The organism is Bradyrhizobium sp. AS23.2, from assembly GCF_001908185.1.
Taxonomy (GTDB): Bacteria; Pseudomonadota; Alphaproteobacteria; order Rhizobiales; family Xanthobacteraceae; genus Bradyrhizobium.
Map to the genome: position 1 here is coordinate 1 of NZ_LGHM01000015.1, position 21,957 is coordinate 21,957.

The window sequence follows — 21,957 nt, forward strand, 5'->3', positions numbered from 1 at the left end:
CCCCAGCCGGGGCCGCCCCAGCCCGGACCGGGCGCCGGTCCCCACTGCGCCGGCGTTACAGGGGCCGATGGCTTGTCGGCCTGCCCGAGGGCGTGATCGATCGGCATCGCATTCGCGACGTCGATGAGGCGGGCGCCGGCGGCGCCGATCGCTGCGGCGGCAATGGCGTTGCTTGCAAGGCCGAGGAAGGCACGGCGGTTAGGAGCATGCATTGTATTTCTCCTTATGTCATGCGGTCGTCCGTAGCGATTGCAGCGCGTAGAGCCCTGCGCCGAGGAGGTAAGTTAGGATCAGCGCGCCCGAGGTCGGCTGGGTGAGCAGGATCAGGCCGAAGGCGAGGTAGAGCACGCCGAGCACGATCCGCCACAGGAAACCACTCCATCCCTTGGTCCAGAACGCGTGCGCGACCTCGAACCCGCCGGCGGCGATCGCAGTGAGCCCGATGAACTTGACACTGATGATGGTGGCGAAGGCGAGGTCGCCAAGTGCGAAGAGGCCGGCAGCGATCAGGACGACACCGAGCAGCGCGCAGGCCCACAGCGGCGGAGGACCGAAGGTGCCGATGGTTCCGCGACTGTCATACACGGCCATGCAAGCCTCCTGCGCGGTCATGGCTCGATCGACCGCACATCGGATCATAGCCTCGAACACCCGACGCCGACATCAGACAAAACCCTGAGCAACGAAGCGGGAAGTTTCCCATCCTCCCCCGTGCGCAGGGCTCGGACGCGAGCTATCGGACCCTGCGGAACCTTATTGCAGGAACCGCCGGAAGCTACGGAGAGACAGGAAGAACAATAAGCCACCGATCACCAGCAACGCGGCAAGCTGCGGCCACACGACCGCTAGCCCGGCGCCGCGAAACAGGATGGCCTGGGCCAGGATCACGAAATGGGTGTTCGGCGCAGCGAGCATGATGTTCTGGATGATTTCGGGCATGCTCTCCCTCGGGGTTGTGGCGCCCGACAACATTTGAAGAGGCATCAGCACCAGCATCATGAGCAGGCCGAACTGCGGCATCGTGCCGGCGGACGTCGCGAGAAAGATGCCCATGCTGGTGGTGGCAAACAGATAGAGCGCGGTGCCAAACAGGAACAGCGGGACCGAACCGCCGATCCGGACCGCGAGCAATCCCTGCACGACGAAGATCAGCGATATGCTTGCTGCGACAAGGACGACGAGTCCCATCGACCAGATCTTGCTTGCCATCACCTCGAAGGGCGTCACCGGCATGACCAGAAGGTGCTCGATCGTACCGTGCTCGCGTTCCCGGATCAGTGCCGCGCCGGTCAGGATGATCGACAGCATCGTGACCGAGGAGATGATGTTGTTGATGGCTCCGAACCAGCTCTTGTTGAGCTCGGGATTGAAACGGGCGCGCAGCGCCAGATCGATCGGCAGCGGGGCGGCCGAGCGATAGCGGGACAGGAACTCGCTGACCTCGTCGCCGACGATCGACTGGATATAGCCGCTGCCTGTGAATGCCTGCGACATCCGGGTCGCATCCACATTGAGCTGGATGGCGGGCGATCGCCGCGCCAGCAGATCGCGCTGGAAGTTCGGTGGGATGTTGAGCGCGAAAGTATCGAGGCCGGCATCCATGCGGCTCATCATCTCCGATTGCGAGATCAGCCGGGGAACTGTGAAATAGGGCGGGCTGAATGCCGTGATGATGCGCGCGGCGGCGGGCGACCTGTCCTCGTCGACAATGGCGATCGCCGCCTGGTTCAGCGTCTCCGGCTGCGCCTTGGACGCCGTATAGATCGAGACCGTGAAGGCATAGACGATCAGCGCGAGCATCATGGGATCGCGGAACAGGCCGCGGAGCTCCTTGATGCCGAGCTGGACGATATTGCCCGTACGCATCTAGTTCGCCTGCTTCTTGAGGAGCGCGACACCGAGCGCGAGCAGGATCGGGATGGTGACGATCAGGGCCAGGAAGGGTCCGGACAGATCGCCGAAGTCGAGCCCCTTGGAAAAGGTGCCGCGCGTGATGGTGACGAAATGGGCCGTCGGATAAATCCGTCCGATAACGGCGCCGGCGCCCTGGAGCGAGGAAACCGGATCGACCAGCCCCGAATATTGCGTGGCCGGGATCATGGTGAGCAGTGCGGTCGCGAAGATCGCGGCAATCTGGCTCGTCATGAATGACGAGATCACGAGGCCCATGGCGGTGGTGATGATGACATACAGGAGCGCGGCGGACGTGAATGCGACGAAGCTGCCGGTGAAGGGAACCCGGAATGCGAACACGGCAAAAGCGGTCAGCAGGAAGAAGTTCAGCATGGCGAGCGCGACATAGGGGAGCTGCTTGCCGATCAGGAACTCGAGCCGCGTGACCGGCGTGACGTAGAAATTGATGATCGAGCCAAGCTCCTTCTCGCGCACGACGCTCAGCGTCGCCAGGATCGCCGGGATGATCAGCAGCAGGATAGGGATCACGGTCGGCGCCATCGCAACGATGCTTCTGATGTCGGGGTTGTAGAGGAAGCGAACCTCGATCTGGTGGTCGCCGGTGGTGGCGGCATTGCCGTAGAGCTGCCGGGCGCGCTGCGCGAGCCATGTCGCGTGCATCGCCTGCACGTAGCCGCGCACCGTCTCCGCGCGCGACGGCATCGCGCCGTCGACCCATGCGCCGATCTGGACGTTGCTGCCGCGTGCCACGTCGCGCCCGAATCCGGGCGGGATTTCGATGGCAAGGCTGAGCTCGCCGCTGCGCATGCGACGATCGAGATCGTCATAGTCGGTGATCAGTGCGAGCTCGGTGAAGTAGCGCGAGCCCGCGATCTGAAGGGCATAGTCGCGGCTGATCGTGGTGTCGTCATGATCCATGACCGCGAAGGAGAGGTTTTCGACGTCCATGTTGATGCCATAGCCCATCACGAACATCAGGATGAGACTGCCGAGGATCGCAAGGGTGGCGCGGATCGGATCGCGCTTGAGCTCGAGCGCCTCCCGTTGCGTATAGGCGAACATGCGGCGCGGATCGAAGAAGCTCAATGTGCTGTGCATCGCGCCGTGCGGCTTCGCGGCGGCAGCGGTGGTCGCGATATGCGGTGTTGGGGATGCCTTCGTCGTGTCGCTCGCGGCGATTGCGTCCTTGAGGTACGCAACGAAAGCCTCTTCGAGGCTGCCGCCGCCGCGCCGTGCCGCGATTTGTTCCGGTGTATCGCTGATCATGACCTTGCCGGCATGCATCAGCGAGATGCGGTCGCAGCGCTCCGCCTCGTTCATGAAGTGGGTGGAGACGAAGATCGTGACGTTGTCCTGTCGCGACAGGTCGGACAGGATTTGCCAGAAGCCGTCGCGCGCCACCGGATCAACGCCGGACGTCGGCTCGTCCAGGATCAGAATATCGGGTGCATGGATCATGGCGACGGCAAGCGACAGGCGCTGGCGGACGCCGAGCGGCAGCGCGTCCGGCAACGCGTCGATGACATTGGAAAGGTCGAAGCGATCGACCATGTCGAGGACTCGACCGTCGATCGTATCGGGGGCGAGCCGGAACAGGCGTGCGTGCAGCTCCAGGTTCTGGCGGACGGTCAGCTCGGAATAGAGCGAGAAGGCCTGCGACATGTAGCCGACGCGGCGCCGGACATCCATGTCACGGGGATCGACCTCGCGTCCGAACAGTTGGGCTTCGCCTTCGCTGGCCGGCAAAAGCCCGGTCAGCACCTTCATGGTCGTGGTCTTGCCGCAGCCGTTCGAGCCGAGAAAGCCGAAAATCTCGCCGCGGGCGATGCGGAAGGTCACATGATCGACAGCCGTGAAGTCGCCGAATTTGACGGTGAGATCCTTGGCCTCGATCGCGACGTCGCCGCCCTGGTCGGCCCGGCGGGGCGGGATCACCACCTCCTTGTGGTCCCGTCGTTGCTCCTCAGGCAACAGGGCGATGAAGGCGGCATCGAGATTGTCGGTACCTGTCTGCCGCAGCAGTTCGGCCGGCGTGCCGGTGGCGAGCACCCGTCCCTCATCCATCGCAACCAGCCAGTCGAAGCGCGCGGCTTCTTCCATATAGGCGGTGGCGACGATGACGCTCATGCCGGGACGATCCTTGCTGATCGTCTCGATCAGCTCCCAGAACTGCCGGCGCGAGAGCGGATCGACGCCGGTGGTCGGCTCATCGAGGATCAGCAGATCAGGATCGTGGATCAACGCGCAGCAGAGGCCGAGCTTCTGCTTCATGCCGCCCGACAGCTTGCCCGCGGGCCGGTCTGCGAACGGCGCAAGACCGGTGTCCCTCAGGAGCTGTTGAATTCTCTCCTCGCGCTCGCGGCGATCATGGCCGAACAGGCGGCCGAAGAAATCGACATTCTCGAATACGGAGAGCGTCGGGTAGAGATTCTTGCCGAGGCCCTGCGGCATGTAGGCGATCTGCGGACAGGTCCGCCGCCGGTGGGCGGCATCCGTCATGTCACCGCCCAGCACGTGAACGTGGCCGTCCTGGATTGTGCGAGCTCCGGCGACCAGCGAGAGCAGGCTGGATTTGCCGACGCCGTCAGGTCCGATCAATCCCACCATGAGGCTTGCGGGAATGTCGAGTGTGATGTCATCGAGCGCGCGCGTTGTGCCGTAGGACAGCCCGACCGCCTCGAGGCGTATCACCGGTGCCGAAGCGGAGGAGGGGAAGGCGTGCGGCGCGTCGGTCATTTGACCAGATGTTCCGTGAGCTGCGCCGGCCACTCGGCGTTGGGATCGAGGCGAACGAAGGCGCGACCGGGCAGCCCGGTCTTGACCTGCTCGATGTGTCTGCGCAGCAGCTCCGGCGAAATATGCGCCCTGACGCGGAACATCAGCTTCTGGCGCTCCTCCTCGGTCTCGACCGTCTTGGGTGTGAATTGAGCAACGCTAGCGACGAACGTCGCCTTGGCCGGGATGACCCATTGCGGCGCGGCGTCGAGCACGAGGCGGACCTCCGAGCCGATGGCCACGCGGCCAGCCTGCGCCGTCGGCAGGAAGAAGGTCATGTAGACGTCGCCGAGGTCGACAAGGTTGAGCACGCGCCCGCCTGCGCTGAGGACCTCGCCCGGCTGGGCCACGCGGAATTGAACGCGGCCATCGCGCGGTGCGCGCAGCGTCGAGTCGTTGAGGTCGGCCTTGATGCTTTCGATCGCGGCCTTCGCCGCCTCGACGGCAGCCTCCGCGTCGACCACCTGTGCCTCAGCCGCGCTTATTGCTGCTTCCGAGCCGGCGAGCTGGGCTTCGGACGCTGCCACGGCTGCGCGCGCGCCATTGGCGGCCGCCCGGTCGTCGTCGAGCACCTGCTGGGATACCGCGTTGGTCAGGATCAGTTGCTCGGAACGCTGGAGCTTGCGATCGGCCGCATCGAACTGCGCGCTGCGCTGGGCGATCACGGCGGTTGCCGTCTTCTTCTCGGCCTCGCGCTGGGTCACGAGACTCTTGGCGGTCTCGATACCGATCGTGGCGCGTCGCAATTGTGCCTGGGCCTGGCGGTATTGCGCCTCGAGCTGCACGGTATCCATCTGCGCCAGCGCCTGTCCCGCGGTGACCAGATCGCCTTCTCGCACCAGGATGTCCCGGATGCGCCCCGGCGTCTTCGTGGCGATGTCGATCTCGACGGCCTCGATGCGGCCGTTACCACTGGAGAATCCGCTCGGAAGGCTGTCACCCCCAAGCCTCTGCCAGAGGAAGTAACTGCCTGTGCCGAGAGCGGCGACGAGGGCGGCGATCAGCCAGGGTCTTCGATTGCGAGTCATGGTCGAGGTCGTTTTCATTGGGCAGTAAGGTCGGATGCGGATTATCGCTGGCCTCGCGGTCCCAATGTCAATTGGGTCACGCCGGCCGCGAGGTTCAGTCCGATCGAGCGCTCGACCGAGATCGGCTGCAGCATGATCGTCCGCCGCGACCCGCCGATCAGCACGTTGGCGCCAAGCCCGGGGCCAATGGCGACATTGCCGCTCGCGCCGACATAGCTGCCGCGCAGCGTGGCGGGACCTATCCGCGAATTCCTGGCGAAGACGGCCCAGGACAATGTGCCGGCACTGGTCACGCCGAGATCAAGCCCGACGCGCCTGATCCGCCCCTCGTAGACGTACTGCCGGGGCGGGCGTAACGCAGTGAACACGCAGCGCAAGGCCTGCGCCGACCCAAGCACCAATCCGACACGCGGCTCCGAGAAGCACAGCAGCCTGCCGACCCTGAATCTCTCGGCGTGCGCGGGAGAGGTGACGACACAAAGAACAGCTATGGCGCCGGTGGCTGCAAGATATCGCAATGGTCGCATTCAAGCCTCCGTCTGTTGCCTGGTTCCCGTCGCCCTGGCCGCGGGCCGGTCCTGGCGCAGCCAGAACGAGATGGCAAGGCCGATCAGCAGCACGGCGCCGAGCAGGAAGAAGAAGATCGACTGCTTCAGCCAGGAGATGGCGGGGACGGCTGCGCCCATCGCAAGTCCGAGAAAGGCAATTTGCAACGACAGGAGACTCACGCCAGCAAGGAACGTGCCGAGCGCAAGCAGCGTCAGCAGGACGAGGCCGGTCGCCGGCGTCGGAAGCAACTGCTGAACACCGGAGACCAGGATGATGTTCATCGTGATCAGGACCGCGATCCAGTGCAGCGCCTGGGTCCAGATCAGACGGATCTGGCTCTCCCGGCCCTCCGTCTCCCGCCATTTCGTGACGACGCAGACCACACCGATGGCAAGCGCCAGAAATTCCCAATAGCCAACCAGCGGCTGGTGCGAGACGTTGGTATAGGCGACGCCTCCGATGGCGAGCAGCAGTGCGACAGCATAGGGAAGCTGTTGCCACAAAATGTGAGCCATCCCCGAACGTGCCTGGGAAGGCTCAGGGGTATCATGGTGAGCATTGATTTCGCTCATGGCAGTCACTCACGATTGTCCATTGCCGCCCCGAGACGGTCGCCGAGATAGTCCTCGACATAGAACCTGATGATCGCGACGCGGCCGATGGCGACGAGCGGCATCGCGAGCGCGATACCCATGACGCCGAATAAGGCGCCGAGCAGAACGATCGCCACCAGCGTCCAGGCCGGCGGCGTCTCGACTGCTTGACGCTGGATCAGCGGGCCGATCACGTAGCCTTCGATCGACTGGATGATCGTGTAGACGACGACGGCCCAGATCAGCGGCGAGGCGCCGAGCGGCATCGCCACGAGCGCGATCGGGATCGCGGCGACGATCGGCCCGAGATAGGGGATGAAGTTCGACAAGCCCGCTTGCAGCCCGAGCACGAACGGTCCCGGCAGGCCAATGAGATAGAGCGCGAGCCAGACGCATAGCGTCATCAGAATGATGCGGATCAACTGGCCGACGAACCACAACCGCATGACGTTGCCCATCTCGTCCATCACTGCGCGCATGCGGGCGCGGTAGGATCGCCTGACCAGCACGACCAGGCTTTCGCGGTAGCTGGTCGGATCGAAGGCAAAGAGTATGCCGAGGAACAGGATCACGAGCACGCCGGTCAGAAGGCTCGAAGCGCCACCCAGCAGGAATTGGGCATGGCTGAAAAACCGGCCCTGATCGGCGAACAGCCATTGCGCAATGTCGCGCCCCCATTCCGGGCCGAGCAGGTCCACGCCATAGGACAACAGATGCTGCTGCACGATATCGAGTTGGGCATCCATGACCTTCAGCAGCAGGCGCGTCTGCTCCGGCAGCTTCCCCGCGCCCCAGACCAGGCCGAAGCTTGACAGAGCTGAGAGCAGCAGAAGCACGAACGTCAAACGCCATACGCGACCGAGAGGAACGACCGGCGCCAGCGCCCGCGCCGCGGCATCCAGCAGGGCCGCAAACAGCACGCCCGCGAAGACGATCAATAGGCTGGGCACCGTCGTCCACACCAGGAACAGCGTAACGCCGGCGACAAGTAAAATAAGACCAGTCGCGAGCAGGCTCCGCTGGCCGGTATCCCCGTTATGATCTATCGGGCTCTCGTTCAGAACGACCTCGCGCACGCGCTCTGGTCCCATCCTGGATTCGCTCATAGATCGGTCCATTGCCGGGAGTCGCCAGACCTTAGGTGCGAACGCGGCGGCTGCCATAGTGAGGATGCTTGCCGCCGCGGTGCCGCCAGTAGCGGTGCTTGGCCGGATTCGTATTGGTATTCGGCGTTGCATCGTTTGGCGCGGCTGCGCCCTGTTGCTTCGGCGTCGTCACGCCGCCGTCCTTCGGCTGGGCCTGACAGAGGGTGGATGGTGCAATGACGGCTACCAGTGCACCCAGGATCAAGGCGCGACACGCGGTCTGGATATTCACACTCGCCTCCATGCGGTCAGCGATATTGGTCAGATCGAGATGGCTCCGATGGCCAGCCCGTAAATTCCTGCGCCGGCGGCGATTGCGATCGGGCCGAACACGACGGATTCAACCGGCTTGAAGGTTCTCGCCCTACGCCCATGCTGACCTCGTTCGCCGGCGAAGACCTTAGAAGACCTTAATGGTCCGCTTCGCGGGCGCACATCCGGGATTCTATGTAGGGAGGAGGGCAGAAATCAAGCGGACGAGGGACGCCGGTCTGGTTGGACTCTCGGAAATGGAGGAGGCGGGGCCAGGACATCGGTCAGGGACGCATTCCTAAACGCAAGCAGACGCAAACAAATTGCCGCCGGTCATTTCCCCAAGTGAGCGTCTCGAAGTGTACGTCCTGAAGTGTGCGCCCGGTGTTTTGAATCTCGTTTGCATCGGATTTGAGCGTTGCGTGGCACAAACTGCATATCGAACATCGCGACCATACACCTCGCAGATTAGAGATTTTGGTTGCCTGGAAATGCTATCTATTGGTGTGGCGTGTTGTGCGGTGGTATGATTGTCAAGCCTAGGGGGAGGATCTTCCGATCCGGTGGCTGATGTTGGCGGGGCGGGGAAGGAGACACTCGATCTGGTCGAGAGTCGCCGGAATAGAGTGAGTACCTGCCGTGAAGTCACATGGTGCGTCGAAGCGAATCCGTCTCGGCAGCTGGACAGGTTCGCAGGAAGCCATCGACGGGCTCTACTGGATGTCTTCTGCAGATCTTCTGTTTGCCGCGCGCCCGTCCTACCGCGGACACTTCGCCTATGAGCGGATCAATCCGGCATTCGAGTTGCAGCTCGGTGTATCGTCGGAAGACGTCCGCGATCTGGATATCTTTGATTGCATGAGCGCCGACGACGCCAGCTCCATTTGCGGCCGTCAGGATCCGCCAGCGACTTGCGCTCGGCGGTCGACCTCGGGCGATGGAAACGACCGTCATGCCGATCGTGGATCTCGCGCTCGGTGGCATGATCCGATTGATCGGCAGCCACCGCGAGCTGCGAGATGGTCCCATTCAGCAGGCATGCGGCGGCGGATTCGATATCAGCGTTGACCTGTTGTCCATTCAGGAAGGCATCCAGCAGCGGATCGCCTCCGATCTGCACGACTCGACCTGTCAGCATCTGATTGCCGCCAGCCTTACCCTGATGCGGATCCGCAGTAGCCTGGGCGACGTGTGCTCAGCCGAGCGGCTCTGCGACGACATCGATGCGTCGATCGATGAAGCCCTACGGGAGCTTCGCGCTTTTGCCTATCTGCTTCATCCGCGGAATCTGGAGGGGGAGGGGTTGAAGGCCGCGATCGAGCGTTACGCAGAGGGTTTTTCGGCGCGTACATCGCTGCGCGTGGCATTTGACGTCGTGCCGGACGTCGACCGGCTGCCATACGGGACGAAGCGCTCGCTTCTGCGCGTCGTTCAGGAAGCTCTGACCAACGTCTTCCGTCATGCGAAGGCGACGGAAGTAACCATCGTCGTCGACGTTGCCGACGGCCAGTTCCGGTTGACGATCAGCGACAACGGGCGCGGCCTTCCCGAGCCCGGCAGGCGCGGCACCAAGCCGGCATCGATCGGGGTCGGAATTCCGGCGATGCGGGCCAGGTTGCACGAGATCGGAGGTACGCTCGAGATCCAGTCCAATCCAGCAGCGTCGCATTCCGGCGCCGTTCTGCGCGCGGTGTTCCCGCTTTGCCTCGATGCGAACAGGCGCAACCTGCGAAGGACCGCGGCCGTCGTGACGGCCTACGCAGGCACACAATCAACGAAAGAACACTAGCCCGCGGCGGCGAGCCGGAGAAGAACCGGACCGCCGTGAAGGATTTGGAGTGCGCTGCGGTGAAACGAATTCTCATAGCGGACGATCACGAAGCGGTGCGTTCGGGTCTGCGAGCGGTGCTCGAACAGCGGGCGGACTGGGCGGTCGTGGCCGAGGCTACCGACGGCGGCAAGGCGATCGCAGCCGCAATCGAGAGCCGGCCTCACGTCGCCATCCTCGACTTCTCGATGCCCCGCATGACTGGCGTCGAGGTGGCCCGGCGGATCAGGGATTACCCGCTGCAGACAGAGGTTCTGATCTTCACCGTGCACAATTCTGGCTTGATCGCGCAGCAGGCGTTCGAGGCCGGCGCGCGCGCATTCCTGGTGAAGTCGGATGCGAACAAGCTGCTGCTGGCTGCAGTCGAGTCGCTATTGCAGCACAGGCCATTCTGCACGCAGAGCTGCGTGAACGACTTTGATCGCGAACCGCGTGCCGATGGTGGGTATCACCACGAACTCACGGCGCGCGAGCGCCTCGTGGTCAAGCTGGTTGCAGAGGGATACAGCAACAAGGGGATCAGCGCGATCCTCGATCTCAGCGTCAAGACGATCGAAGCACATCGGGCGTCCGCGATGCGCAAGCTGGAGGTGGGCTCGACGGCCGGATTGGTCCGCTATGCTGCTCGGACGGGTCTGATCGTGGCCTGAACGGTGACTTCGGCGAGCCGCTCCGGGGCGTCAGTACCTTTGCCGGGATATCTCAGGGTTTTACTGGATAAACCTGGTGGCCGGGCGCCGTATAATCGGCTGATTGTGCGGCCGGTCACCGCCGTTGTCGCCCGGTAGAGGAGAGACTGGCAAACGGGAACGACGCCGTGAAGCGCATCTTGATTGCGGATGACCACGAAATCGTGCGTTCCGGGCTTCGCGCGATCGTCGAAGCACGCCCAAACTGGATCGTGAGCGGAGAAGCGATCAACGGCGAGTAGGCTGTCGCGCTGGCGCTGGAGACAAGACCGGACGTCGCGATCGTTGACTACTCCATGCCCATCATGAACGGTGTGGAGGTCAGTCGTCGTCTCAAGGCGCTGCGTTCACGAACCGAGGTGCTGATCCTGACCATGCACGAGAGCGAGGAACTCCTGACGGAGGTCATCCTCGCCGGCGTCCGTGGCGTGCTATTCAAATCCGACGCCCGCAAGCACCTGATTTTCGCCGTCGAGGCCTTGCTCGACGGCAGGCCCTACTTCACCAGTGCTCTGCTGGAGAAGTTGCTTCAAGATTACCAGTCGAACAAGCAGAACCGCACCGACATGCTGCTCACCTCGCGCGAGCAGAGCGTGGTCCAGCTGATCGCGGAAGGGCATACCAACAAGTCGATCAGCGAAATCCTGAAGTTGAGCGTGAAGACCGTCGAGACCCACCGCGCCTCGGCGATGCGCAAGCTCCGGATGTCGTCCACTGCCGAGCTGGTTCGCTATGCCATCCGCGTGAGGCTGGTGTCGCCGTAAGGGCTGATTTCGCCGCACCGATCGCGGGGCTTGCCCGACGATTTCACCTCGCGCTTCGTCCAACCATCAAGTTCGGATCACAAAGCCCTTGGCGAGGTGGTTCCGAACAAAATAGATCATCGCAATTCCGGGAACGAGTGCGAGAACCGTCATTGCCATGACGAGGCCGACGTCCGTTCGGAAGCTGAACAGCGCGTTGATGGCCATGGTGATCGGCTTGCCGCCGGTCGTCGTAAGAATGCGGGCAAGCACCACCTCCACCCAGGAGAAGATGAAACAGAAGAATGCGGTGACCCCGATGCCCGGCGCCACGGCTGGAATGAGATGGCGGAAGAAAAAACTGACGAGAGTGTGGCCGTCGAGGAATGCCGTCTCGTCAAACTCGCGAGGCACTGCTGAGATGAATCCTTCCAATATCCAGATCGATATCGGAATGTTGAAAACGCAATGAACAAGAGCGATGCCGACTGGGGTGTTGACCAGGCCGATCTGTGCAAACAGGACAAAGATCGGCAGTGAAAGCACGACGGTCGGCGTGATGCGGAAGACCAGCAGCAGGAAAAAGAGTTGTCGATCGCCGACGAAGCTGTATCGGGCGAACGCATAAGCGGCGGGCAGTCCGACGCCAAGGCAAAGCGCGACGTTCAACAAGACGTAGGTGATGGAGTTGAGAATCGCTTCTTTCAGAACTGGCGAATGAAGAATGTTCCGGTAATTGACGAGACTGAAATGCCCTTCGGGGATCCCGTCTCTTGGTAGCGTCGAAACAAAGCTGATGATGATCGTTTGCGCCAGTGGTACGAGGATGAAGGCTCCCAGCACGGCGAATACGATGATCCTCCCCGTCAATGGCAGCGACTTCACCTGACGGGCTCTATGGCGAGCGGCTTCCGAGTGCCAGTTGCCGCCTTGAAGGCCCACGCGACTGTCATGACGATCAGGAAGTATACGATTGAGCGGGCGGCGGCCGGCCCGTAGTTGAAAGCCTGGATTTCCTCGCCAAGGTCGAGGCTTAGGAATGCCGTCGCGCCATTCGGTCCGCCGGCATTGATGCGGAAGGCCTCGATATAGATCATGAAACTGTCCATGAAGCGAAGAAGAAGTACCATCGAAAGCACGGTCTTCATTTTCGGCAGTTGGATGAAGCGAAAGATGTGCCATCGCGACGCGCCGTCAATCGCTGCCGCCTGGTAGTAGGCGGGAGGAATGCTGGAAATTCCGGCATAGGACGGCACGACGACCAACCCCAGCCAATGCCATGTGTCCATCACGACAAGCACGATCCAGGTGTGCGGGGCATTGAACTTGTAGTCAAAGCCCACGCCTGACCATCCCAATATCCGGCCGGCGAGACCGACATTGGGATTGATGAAGTTGAGCCAGATCATCGGGATCATGTTCCACGGCACCACAAGCGGAATGGTGATCAGAACAAGGACCGTGCTGACGACGAATCGATGTGATCGTTGAAGGAGCAGGGCGATCCAGATGCCGAGCGGCAGCTGGATTGACAGGACGATGGCCGAGAAAAGAAAGCTTCGTCCCAAACTGCTATAGAAACGCTCCGTGGTGACGATGTTCCGGTACCACTCGATGCCGACCCAATAAGGGTTGTTCAGGCTGAAAAGGTCGAGGAAGGAATAATTCGTCACGGCGATGAGAGGGAGGATTCCGACGAAGGTCACGATGACCAGGGCAGGAAGCACCAGGAGCCAGGCTCTATTGTCGTATTGCTTCATATCGAACGATTGCGGCGGGCAAGAATAGTCAGCCCAAAACAGACGGAAGGAGCAGACGGCAGGACACGCCGGGCACGCAAAAGGCCTCGATCTGCACCGAGGCCTTTTGAGCATTCCGGATCCTGCCTGGAATAGCCCTTCAAACAGCCGGTGGGCAAGTCCGCGGGCGACGCGGCAGCACAATTCCGCGCGGCGGTCATTAACATGGTGCGCGCCTGGTTAGCGAGCGCGTCCCCAGCCGCGGCCGACGACTAAGCCGGTCCTGGGCCGAGGGTGAGAAGCCTTGGGCTCAAGGGGGCGAGCCGCGAAGGCGGCTCTCTTCGGAGTGTTCCGCGAGAAGATGCAGGCGGTGTGGGTCGCGCAACACGATGCGCTGTCGTCCGCCTTCGACGAGACCCTGGCCCTCCCATGCGCTCAGGATTCTACTCACGGTGTGTAGCGTGGTGCCCGTCATTTCCGCGATGTCTTGCCGACTGATGGGAAAATCGATCTCGATTCCGCGCTCCACTTTTCGGCCGGCCTGCTTGACGAGACGCAGTAGCGCGTGCGCGACACGCTGCTCGACCTGTTCGTTCGAAATCTCGATGACGCGCGCCTGGGTATCCTGCAGCCGGCTTCCCACCGTCTGCAGCGCACTGGCCGCGAGGCTTGGATATCTGGCGACGAGGCGCACCCAAGATGCCGCCGGCCAGGCCAGCACAATGCTGTCGACGGCGGCGGCCGCAGTCGCGGGATAGCAGGCAAGGTTCATGGCCTGCGCGACCCCGAACAGTTCACCAGCGGACACGTAGCGCACGATGACCTGCTGGCCCTGGGGAGTGGTCTTTTCGACCCGAAGATGGCCGTGCAGTAGCAGGAAGAAGCGGTCGGCTTCGGCGCCCTGCTCGAACACGGCGGTGTCCTTGGGGTAGCGGACCGACCGGGCCTCGTGCAGCAAGTCTTCCTGCTCGGCAGGGGCGAGACCCGCGAACATCGGAAGATTGGCGACGAGCGAGCGGTCTACGGCTGCCATGAATCCTTTTCTCCAGGCCCTCCGACAGTAGCCGTGACCAGACTGTGGCTCAACGTCGGGCGATCATGGATCGGTGGACCAGACGCCCTCCTGCACCGACCTGAAGTCGCAGCCGCACCTTCCGGAAAGCGGCCCGAAAAAACCGGCTCAGGCGCGGGGAAAGTCCGACATCACGAAGCTGGGGCGGTCGAAGCGGGGGAAGGGCGGCCATGTTCATGAACCGGCGGTCGCTCCGCTTCGCATGCGAAGTCGTCCAACGCCGCCGGCTCGAGCGCGGCATGGCGGCTACGCTCGCGAAGTCTTTCGAAGATTCTCATATATCGCTCTCCGATCTATTGCGGCGTCCACTATCGAAGAGAGGAACCTCGGTGTCTTTGCGAAATCGCAAAGAGCGCTCCAGAACCTGCACTAAGCTGCAGAGACGGATGTCGAGGAACTCTCATGGGAATGATGACCAAGGCGCTAGCGTATCGCGGGCCGGCGCTGACCTATGGTCCGTTGCCCGGCGGCACGCGCAAATGACGACGGAGCGGGCATGATCGGCGGCAGCATATTCCGTTGGACGATGGCCTACTTCGCGGCGGCGCTGACATGGTTGTTGGTGGCCCTCGCCCTGATGGTCGCCGGTATCGGCTATCCCGTCGCGGACATCGCCTCGCCGGATACGCTGGTCCTGGTCCATGCCGTCACCATCGGCTGGCTGAGCTTGGCAATGTGCGGGGCGCTATTCCAGTTCGTTCCCGTGCTCGTCGCCAAGCCCTTGTTCTCCGAGCAATGGGCGTTGCCGCCACTTGGCCTGCTTACCGCCGGTCTTGTCTGCCTGCTCGCGGGCTTCATGGCGGTGGGCGGTCACTTGCCGCCCGCACTTTGGCTCCTGCCGCTCGGCGCGGTTCTGCTAGTCACCGGCTTCGCTCTCGTGGTCGTCGACCTCGGACTAACCGCCTGGCTGAGGCCGACGGGGCCGGCCAGCTTCGTTCTCGTCGGTCTGGCTTCCCTGTGCGCAACCGTCGCTTTCGGCTCGATATTCGCATTCGCGCTGGCTGGATGGGCCGGGTCCGTCGGCGAGACAGTGTTGGCGTCCGGCGTGCCGCTCCACGCGATCGTAGGGCTTGGGGGGTGGCTGACCTTGACTGCGATGGGCGTCAGCTACCGGCTTTTGTCGATGTTCATGCTGTCGCCCGACGTGGACGACCGCCAGAGCCGTGTAACGCTCGCGGCCGGTGCTCTGGCTGTCGCCGTGACGGTGGCTGGCGGCGCGTTGGCGATCGGGCTCGCGTCCGGAATGGGCGTCGTGTTGTTGATTGCTGGAGTCCTCGGACTTGTGTCCGCCGCTCTGTACGGCCGTGACGTCGCCGGTATCTTCCGAAACCGCAAGCGGCGTCAGCTCGAGCTCAACATGCGCATCGCGACGCTGTCGTTCGCGAGCCTTGCGGGCGTGGCCGTGCTGGGCGTCGCGCTGATCTCGGCGGATGCACTCGCGGCGCACGTCGGTGCATTCACCTTTCTCGCGGTGTTCGGATGGCTATCGGGGCTGGTGCTCGCGAAGCTCTACAAGATCGTTGCGTTCCTGACCTGGCTGGAAACCTACGGCCCCGTCATGGGGCGGGCTCCGACGCCGCGAGTCCAGGATCTCGTCGCCGAGGGCAGGGCGACGAAGTGGTTCGTTATCTACTATGTGGCCGTCTGGGCAGGAACGCTCACGCTCTTGGTCGGTGAGCCGAGCGCTTTCCGTGCTGCCGTGGTCGCGATGACTCTGGGCGTCGTCGGCATCGTCCGCGAAATCGTCCGGATCCGGCGGCTCGCCGATGTCGCGAGCCCGCTGCGGCTGCCCGGAGGAGCCGTCGCCCCCCCATCTGCTGTTTGCCAGGAACTGAGAGAGGAGAACCATGACCGCATACATCGATGTCGACGTCCGCCCGATCCTGCGAGCCGGGGGCGAACCGTTCTCAGTCATCATGGCCGCGCTCGAACGGTTGGAGCCGGGGCAGGGACTTCGTCTCTACGCGACGTTCAAGCCGATCCCGCTGTTCGCCGTGATGGCCGACAAGGGATTTGCGCATTCTGCACAGCCGCTCGAAGGGGACGAGTGGGAGGTCCTGTTCACGCCGGCCGAGCCGCCCAAAAAGGAGCCGGGCGTGTCCCCCTCTACCGACTGGGGCTTCGCGCCATGGCCGGAGCCTCTCGTCAAGCTCGACAATCGCGACCTCGAGCCGCCCGAACCCATGGTCCAGATCCTCGCAGCAGCCGACAAGCTCGGGCCCGGCGAGACGCTGTCGGCCCTGCTGCGACGGGAGCCTGTCTTTCTGTTTCCGCAGCTCGAAAAGCGGGGTTTTCGTTGGCTCGGCGGCTTTTTGCCCGACGGCACCACCTACGAACTGACGGTGAGGGCGCCGATATGACAGAAGAACTCGTCGCGCGGGCCCGCGACGCGCTGCGCGTCGTGATCGATCCAGAGCTTGGTCAAAACATCGTCGATCTCGGCTTCGTCTATGACATCATAGCCGAAGGCGGCGACGTTCACATTACGATGACGGCCACCACGCCGGGATGCCCAGCGACGGGCTTCCTGAAGGAGGGGGCGCAAGCCGCCGTCGCGGCGGTCCCCGGCGTCGTTTCCGCCGACGTGACGATGACTTTCGAGCCGCCCTGGTCACCTTCCCTGATCGATCCTGCCATCCGGGCCTCGCTCGGCTTTGCCGCGGGCAACTGAGCGGGCCATGGCAGTCACCATCGAGATCGATCACGCCAGAACGCGCGCCAAGGCTGCTGCAGCCACCGGTCAGCCTGTCGTGCCGCAAGCGGTCAAGGGTCCGATCCGCCGGTTGAAGTGGGCTATCCTCCTGCTGACGCTGTCGATCAATTACGTGACGCCGTTCCTTCGTTGGGATCGGGGCGCCAATGCGCCTGACCAGGCGGTCCTGCTCGATTTCGCAAACGGGCGACTTTACGCATTCTTCATCGAGCTATGGCCGCAGGATCTCTATCTCGTCACGGGCCTGTTGGTGCTCGCCTCGACCATACTCATCCTGACCAATGCTCTTGGCGGGCGATTGTGGTGCGGCTTCGCCTGCCCTCAGACGGTGTGGACCGATCTGTTCCTGCTCGTCGAGCGGCTGATAGAGGGAGACCGGCGACAGCGTCTGAAGAATATCGGCACGCCTCTGACAGCGAAGCGGGTGATCGAGATCGCCGCAAAGCATGCCGCCTGGTTGCTGATTTCGGTGGCGACCGGCGGCACCCTCATCTTCTATTTTACGGATGCGCCTGACCTCCTGCGCGGCTTCGCGTCCGGCGAAATCTCCGCCACAGTGCTCACCTGGATACTGGTCTTTACGGGGACGACCTATGGTCTCGCTGGCTTTGCGCGCGAGCAGGTCTGCACTTTCATGTGCCCTTGGCCGCGTCTTCAGGGCGCCATATGGGATCCCGAAGCCTACACCGTGAACTACCGCGACTACCGCGGTGAGCAGCGAACTTCCGCCAAGAAAGCTGCCGAGCTGCGGCTGCAAGGAAAGCCGGCCGGCGATTGCGTCGACTGCGGCCAATGCGTAGCAGTTTGTCCCATTGGCATCGACATACGCGAAGGGCCAAACTTCGCCTGCATCAACTGCGGACTTTGCGTCGATGCGTGCGACGGTGTGATGGCGAAGCTCGGGCGCCCTCGCGGTCTGATCGACTACGAAAGCTGGAAGAACATCGAGCGTGGCCGCCGGGCCGAACCCGCGGTCAACAGATTAGTGCGCCCGAAGACCATCGGCCTGACAGCGGCATGCGTCGCGCTCGCTGGCGTGATCACCGTCGCTTTCGGGGCGAGGACGACGGCCTCGCTCTCCGTCCAGCATGACCGGGATCCCGTCGCCGTCCGACTTTCCAATGGATCGGTCCGCAACGCATACACGGTCAAGCTGCTCAACAAGTCGGCGAGTCCGCATCGGTACACGCTTTCCGTGGGCGGGGTGACCGCAAAGATGGCAATCGTCGGCAACGATGCGCTTGCACCGATCGAGGTGGCGCCGGATGCGTCCGAGTCGCTGCGCGTCACGCTCACTGCGCCGGAGCATGTCCAGGGCGATGTCGTCTTCACGGCACGTGAGGAGAGTGGCGCGGCCGTTCTGACGGCCAGGGACAAGTTTGTCGAACGTTAGAGCAGGCGGAAGCTGAAGGCGATGTGCGGTGCTGCTGCCAAGGTTCGGCAGGAGATTGGCTGAGGAAGCGCTGGCTCGGCCTGGATCGTTCGCCTGCGGGCCATCACTAGCTGCGGCCGGGCCGCTCAAAATCTGCGCGAGCCTCGCCGTTTGCGTGAATACGATCGCCGTACTTCGCTGCGATCGGGGCAAAGGCGGCCGGCAGCGGACCGTCGGTGAAGAGATGGTGGCAATCGTCGAGATGGCCACCTCGCACGGTCGCGTTGCGACCGAACTTGGTCGTGTCGGCGACGAGAACGGCCGTGCGCGAATTGGCGACGATGGACTGGCGCGCCTGAACCTCGCCGACGTGAAAATCCAGCAGCGTGCCGTCCTGGTCGATGCCGCCGACGCCGAAAATGCCGAAGTCGGCCCGGAAGCCCGCGAAGAAGCGCGCGGCCGCCTCGCCGACGATGTCCCGATCGAGCGGGCGGAGCGTGCCACCGGCGATCGTGATCTCGATATCGGGATTTTGTGCGAACGCAGCCGCCACGTTCAGATTGTTGGTGATCACGCGCAAATCCTGGCGGCGGGATAGTGCCTGCGCGACATACTCAGGCGTCGTGCCGAGTCCGATCATCAGTGAGGCCCCGTCGGGAATGAACCTGGCGGTCGCATGCGCAATGCGCTGCTTGGCGTTAGCGTTCAATCCCTGCCTGCTTCCATAGGCGAGATTCTGGTTCTGGACGGGCAGGCTGACGCCGCCGTGGATTCGCCGGAGCAATCCCTGGTCGGAAAGCGCATTCACGAGGCGGCGAATGGTCTGCTGCGTGACGTCGAAGCGCGTTGCGAGGTGCTCGATCGAGGCGAAGCCTTCCTCGCGGACAATCTCCAGAATGTGGGCCTGACGATCGGTGGGGGTGCTGAGCATGGGTTCTCCGTGCCGACCAAAGTATCATTCGAACATGCGAGGCGCAAATTTCTATTTCATACGCTGTCATACTATGTTCATATGAACACAATAATCGCTACGCCGATGAATGTTGCGTGGTCAAAGGGAGGGACACGGATGGATCGGTCTGCGTGTCGTGACCGACCTTGCGCTGCTGCACGCGAACAGCACGCAACGGGTTTGCGCGGCGACATCTGTACCTTGCGCAGATCATCGCAACCGAGAGCGAACCGGCCATGTCGGCGATTACGCTGAGTCACGTCTCCAAATGCTGGGGGGCGATGCGCGCTGTCGATGACGTCAGTCTGACGGCGGACGAAGGTTCGCTGCTGGTGCTGCTCGGGCCTTCCGGGTGCGGCAAGTCCACCACGCTCCGCCTGATCGCAGGCCTCGAAGAGGCTGATGCCGGCACGATCGCCATTGGCGGCGTCGACGTCACGCATCTCACCCCGGCGCAGCGGAAGATCTCCATGGTCTTCCAGTCCTACGCGCTGTTTCCGCATCTGAGCGTGGCCGAGAACATCGTCTTCGGTCTGCGCGTGCGGCGCGTGTCGCGCGCCGAGCGGGATGAGCGGCTCCGGCGCGTGGCCGACATCGTCGGCCTCAGCCATCTGCTCGAGCGCAAGCCGTCGCAATTGTCCGGCGGTCAGCGTCAGCGCGTCGCGCTGGGGCGGGCGATCATCGCGGAAGCGCGGGTCTGCCTCATGGACGAGCCGCTCTCGAATCTGGACGCCAAGCTGCGCCACGAGATGCGAACGGAGATCCGCGCGCTGCAGCAGCGCCTCGGCATGACCATGGTCTACGTGACCCACGACCAGACGGAAGCCATGACGATGGCCGACCGCGTCGTGCTGATGCGCGACGGCCGCATCGAGCAGAACGGCTCTCCGGAAGAACTCTACAACCGCCCCGCAACGGCGTTCACGGCGCGGTTCATCGGCACGCCGCCGATGAATCTCGTGCGCCAGGGCGATCGGCTCATCGGCATCCGGCCGGAGCACATCCGCGTCGCCCCAGGTGGCGATCACGTCGTGCGTGTCAAAGCCGTTGAGCATCTCGGCGCCGACAGTATCGTGCTGTGCGAGATCGATGGTCAGCCGATCTCGGTGCGGCTCGACGGCTTTAGCAAGGTTCAGCCGGGCGAAGATATCAGGATCGCCTGGGATGCGGATCACGAACACCGGTTCGATTCCACCACCGAAGTCCGGTTGGAGAACATCGTCAACGAGGGTCGCCTGGCGGCCTCCGACCGGTGAGAGCGGCGGTGTCAGAACGGTCAGAAGGGATAACGAAGGAGACCAAGATGTTTGCTCGACGTACAATGTTGATGGCAGCGGCGTTCGCTGCATTGTCCATTGGAACTGCCCGTCCGGCGGCCGCAGTGGATCTGACGATGTACTATCCCGTCGCTGTCGGCGGTCCCGTCACGAAGATCGTTGACGATATGGTCTCGCGCTTCGAGAAGGACAATCCGGACATCAAGGTGACGGCGGTCTATGCCGGCAACTACACGGACACGATGACCAAGGCGATGACGGCGATGAAGGGCGGCCAGCCGCCGCAACTGTCGGTGCTGCTGTCCACCGACGTGTTCACGCTGATGGACGAAAACGCCATCGTGCCGATCGACGGCCTCGTCAGCGACAAATCCTGGTTCAAGGAATTCTATCCGGCCTTCATGGCCAACGGTCAAATCGATGGCAAGACCTGGAGCATCCCGTTCCAGCGCTCGACCATCGTGCTGTACTGGAACAAGGACGCCTTCAAGGAGGCCGGACTTGATCCGGAGAAGGCGCCGGCGTCCTGGGACGAAATGGTCGAGATGTCGAAGAAGCTGGTCAAGAAGGACGGCTCCGGCAACACCACGCGCTGGGGCGTCGAGATTCCCACGACCGGCTACGGTTACTGGATGCTCCAGGCGCTGGCGATCGAAAACGGCCAGAAGATGATGAACGAGGCCGGCACCGAGGTCCATCTGACCGCACCGAAGACGGTCGTGGCGCTCGACTACTGGGTCGACCTGTCGCGCAAGCACAATGTGATGCCTTCCGGCAGCATAGACTGGGCGACGCTGCGCACCGACTTCCTCGAAGGCAAGACGGCGATGATGTGGCACACCACCGGCAACCTGACCGCCGTCAAGGACGCGGCGAAATTCGCGTTTGGCGTTGCCATGCTTCCGGCCAAGGAGCAGCGCGGCTCGCCGACTGGCGGCGGCAGCTTCTACATCTTCAAGAGTGCGTCTCCCGAGCAGCAGAAGGCGGCCGTCAAGTTCATCCAGTGGATGACAGCGCCCGAGCGCGCGGCGGAATGGAGCATGAAGACCGGCTATGTCGCCGTGTCGCCGGCCGCCTACAAGACGCCAGCGATGGAAGAGTATGCCAAGGGTTTCCCGCAGGCGATTGTCGCGCGCGATCAGCTCGAGCATGCGGTGCCTGAGCTCTCCGTCCACGAGAACGGACGTATCTACAAGTTCGTGAACGATGCGGTACAGGCCGCGGTAACCGGTTCGCAGAAGCCGCAGGAGGCCTTGGCCGCCGCGCAAGCGCAATCCGACCGCGTGCTGCGCGCCTCCAAGTAAGGGAAACGGTGG

At 63.1% G+C, this 21,957-nt stretch carries 21 protein-coding genes and 1 pseudogene; 8 read left to right on the forward strand and 14 right to left on the reverse strand.

The genetic code is table 11. The features are described from left to right. The 9 genes from AC630_RS03050 to AC630_RS03090 all read right to left on the reverse strand — a co-directional run. Positions 1 to 212 (reverse strand): twin-arginine translocation signal domain-containing protein (locus tag AC630_RS03050; protein WP_143197772.1); only part of this gene is annotated, 212 nt, incomplete at its 3' end. A 16-nt stretch (positions 213 to 228) separates the two neighbouring features. Next, positions 229 to 591 carry an HdeD family acid-resistance protein gene (locus AC630_RS03055; protein ID WP_245330243.1) on the reverse strand — a complete coding sequence of 121 codons (363 nt, stop codon included), beginning with the start codon at positions 589 to 591 and terminating at the stop codon, positions 229 to 231. Positions 592 to 753: 162 nt separating this feature from the next. Further along, entirely contained in the window at positions 754 to 1,866 is a 1,113-nt protein-coding gene (locus AC630_RS03060) for an ABC transporter permease (protein WP_074117010.1), read from the reverse strand. Continuing rightward, on the reverse strand, positions 1,867 to 4,650 hold the full coding sequence (rbbA, locus tag AC630_RS03065) for a ribosome-associated ATPase/putative transporter RbbA (RefSeq protein ID WP_074117011.1): 2,784 nt from the start codon (positions 4,648 to 4,650) through the stop codon (positions 1,867 to 1,869). Beyond that, on the reverse strand, positions 4,647 to 5,717 hold the full coding sequence (locus AC630_RS03070) for an HlyD family secretion protein (protein WP_074117057.1): 1,071 nt from the start codon (positions 5,715 to 5,717) through the stop codon (positions 4,647 to 4,649). Before AC630_RS03070 ends, rbbA begins: the two co-directional genes overlap by 4 nt. Positions 5,718 to 5,758: 41 nt before the next feature. Beyond that, entirely contained in the window at positions 5,759 to 6,244 is a 486-nt protein-coding gene (locus tag AC630_RS03075) for a DUF992 domain-containing protein (RefSeq protein ID WP_074117012.1), read from the reverse strand. Next, the gene (locus AC630_RS03080; RefSeq protein ID WP_074117013.1) at positions 6,245 to 6,838 is read right to left on the reverse strand and encodes a hypothetical protein; all 594 of its coding nucleotides are present in this window, start codon (positions 6,836 to 6,838) and stop codon (positions 6,245 to 6,247) included. A gap of 5 nt (positions 6,839 to 6,843) precedes the next feature. After that, positions 6,844 to 7,965 carry an AI-2E family transporter gene (locus AC630_RS03085; protein WP_074117014.1) on the reverse strand — a complete coding sequence of 374 codons (1,122 nt, stop codon included), beginning with the start codon at positions 7,963 to 7,965 and terminating at the stop codon, positions 6,844 to 6,846. Between the two features lie 31 nt (positions 7,966 to 7,996). Next, positions 7,997 to 8,236: a hypothetical protein gene (locus tag AC630_RS03090; protein WP_074117058.1), complete on the reverse strand. Its 240-nt coding sequence runs from the start codon at positions 8,234 to 8,236 to the stop codon at positions 7,997 to 7,999. Between the two features lie 981 nt (positions 8,237 to 9,217). Between AC630_RS03090 and AC630_RS03095 the strand changes: the two genes are divergently transcribed. The 3 genes and pseudogenes from AC630_RS03095 to AC630_RS03105 all read left to right on the forward strand — a co-directional run bounded on the left by AC630_RS03095 (position 9,218) and on the right by AC630_RS03105 (position 11,537). Beyond that, on the forward strand, positions 9,218 to 10,045 hold the full coding sequence (locus AC630_RS03095; protein WP_245330244.1) for a sensor histidine kinase: 828 nt from the start codon (positions 9,218 to 9,220) through the stop codon (positions 10,043 to 10,045). 59 nt (positions 10,046 to 10,104) lie between these two features. Next, a complete protein-coding gene (locus AC630_RS03100) occupies positions 10,105 to 10,734 on the forward strand; it encodes a response regulator (RefSeq protein ID WP_074117015.1) in 630 nt (209 codons plus the stop codon). Positions 10,735 to 10,901: 167 nt separating this feature from the next. Further along, positions 10,902 to 11,537: pseudogene (locus tag AC630_RS03105) on the forward strand (response regulator). Positions 11,538 to 11,603: 66 nt separating this feature from the next. Here the strand turns inward: AC630_RS03105 and AC630_RS03110 are convergent. From AC630_RS03110 to AC630_RS47985, 4 genes are all read right to left on the reverse strand, one after another. Next, on the reverse strand, positions 11,604 to 12,401 hold the full coding sequence (locus tag AC630_RS03110) for a carbohydrate ABC transporter permease (RefSeq protein ID WP_074117016.1): 798 nt from the start codon (positions 12,399 to 12,401) through the stop codon (positions 11,604 to 11,606). Then, complete coding sequence (locus AC630_RS03115) at positions 12,398 to 13,276, reverse strand: carbohydrate ABC transporter permease (RefSeq protein ID WP_074117017.1); 879 nt, start codon at positions 13,274 to 13,276, stop codon at positions 12,398 to 12,400. The genes AC630_RS03110 and AC630_RS03115 overlap by 4 nt, the downstream gene beginning before the upstream one ends. Positions 13,277 to 13,565: 289 nt before the next feature. Next, on the reverse strand, positions 13,566 to 14,288 hold the full coding sequence (locus tag AC630_RS03120; protein WP_074117018.1) for a Crp/Fnr family transcriptional regulator: 723 nt from the start codon (positions 14,286 to 14,288) through the stop codon (positions 13,566 to 13,568). A 633-nt stretch (positions 14,289 to 14,921) separates the two neighbouring features. Next, positions 14,922 to 15,044 (reverse strand): hypothetical protein, encoded by a 123-nt coding sequence (locus AC630_RS47985; protein ID WP_349537897.1) that lies wholly within the window; start codon positions 15,042 to 15,044, stop codon positions 14,922 to 14,924. A 1,130-nt stretch (positions 15,045 to 16,174) separates the two neighbouring features. Here AC630_RS47985 and AC630_RS03130 point away from each other — a divergent pair. Genes AC630_RS03130 through ccoG form a run of 3 tightly spaced genes read left to right on the forward strand, consistent with a single transcriptional unit; the run spans position 16,175 to position 18,433 of the window. Further along, complete coding sequence (locus AC630_RS03130; RefSeq protein ID WP_074117020.1) at positions 16,175 to 16,687, forward strand: DUF2249 domain-containing protein; 513 nt, start codon at positions 16,175 to 16,177, stop codon at positions 16,685 to 16,687. Beyond that, entirely contained in the window at positions 16,684 to 16,998 is a 315-nt protein-coding gene (locus tag AC630_RS03135) for a metal-sulfur cluster assembly factor (protein ID WP_074117021.1), read from the forward strand. The genes AC630_RS03130 and AC630_RS03135 overlap by 4 nt, the downstream gene beginning before the upstream one ends. A gap of 7 nt (positions 16,999 to 17,005) precedes the next feature. Beyond that, positions 17,006 to 18,433 (forward strand): cytochrome c oxidase accessory protein CcoG, encoded by a 1,428-nt coding sequence (gene ccoG / locus AC630_RS03140; RefSeq protein ID WP_074117022.1) that lies wholly within the window; start codon positions 17,006 to 17,008, stop codon positions 18,431 to 18,433. A 106-nt stretch (positions 18,434 to 18,539) separates the two neighbouring features. On the opposite strand, the gene AC630_RS03145 is transcribed toward ccoG, so the two are convergent. Beyond that, entirely contained in the window at positions 18,540 to 19,343 is an 804-nt protein-coding gene (locus AC630_RS03145; RefSeq protein WP_074117023.1) for a DeoR/GlpR family DNA-binding transcription regulator, read from the reverse strand. 257 nt (positions 19,344 to 19,600) lie between these two features. Between AC630_RS03145 and AC630_RS03150 the strand changes: the two genes are divergently transcribed. Both AC630_RS03150 and AC630_RS03155 read left to right on the forward strand, forming a co-directional pair. Beyond that, positions 19,601 to 20,620 (forward strand): ABC transporter ATP-binding protein, encoded by a 1,020-nt coding sequence (locus AC630_RS03150; RefSeq protein WP_074117059.1) that lies wholly within the window; start codon positions 19,601 to 19,603, stop codon positions 20,618 to 20,620. A 65-nt stretch (positions 20,621 to 20,685) separates the two neighbouring features. Next, the gene (locus AC630_RS03155) at positions 20,686 to 21,945 is read left to right on the forward strand and encodes an ABC transporter substrate-binding protein (RefSeq protein WP_083636111.1); all 1,260 of its coding nucleotides are present in this window, start codon (positions 20,686 to 20,688) and stop codon (positions 21,943 to 21,945) included. Positions 21,946 to 21,957: the final 12 nt, after the last annotated feature.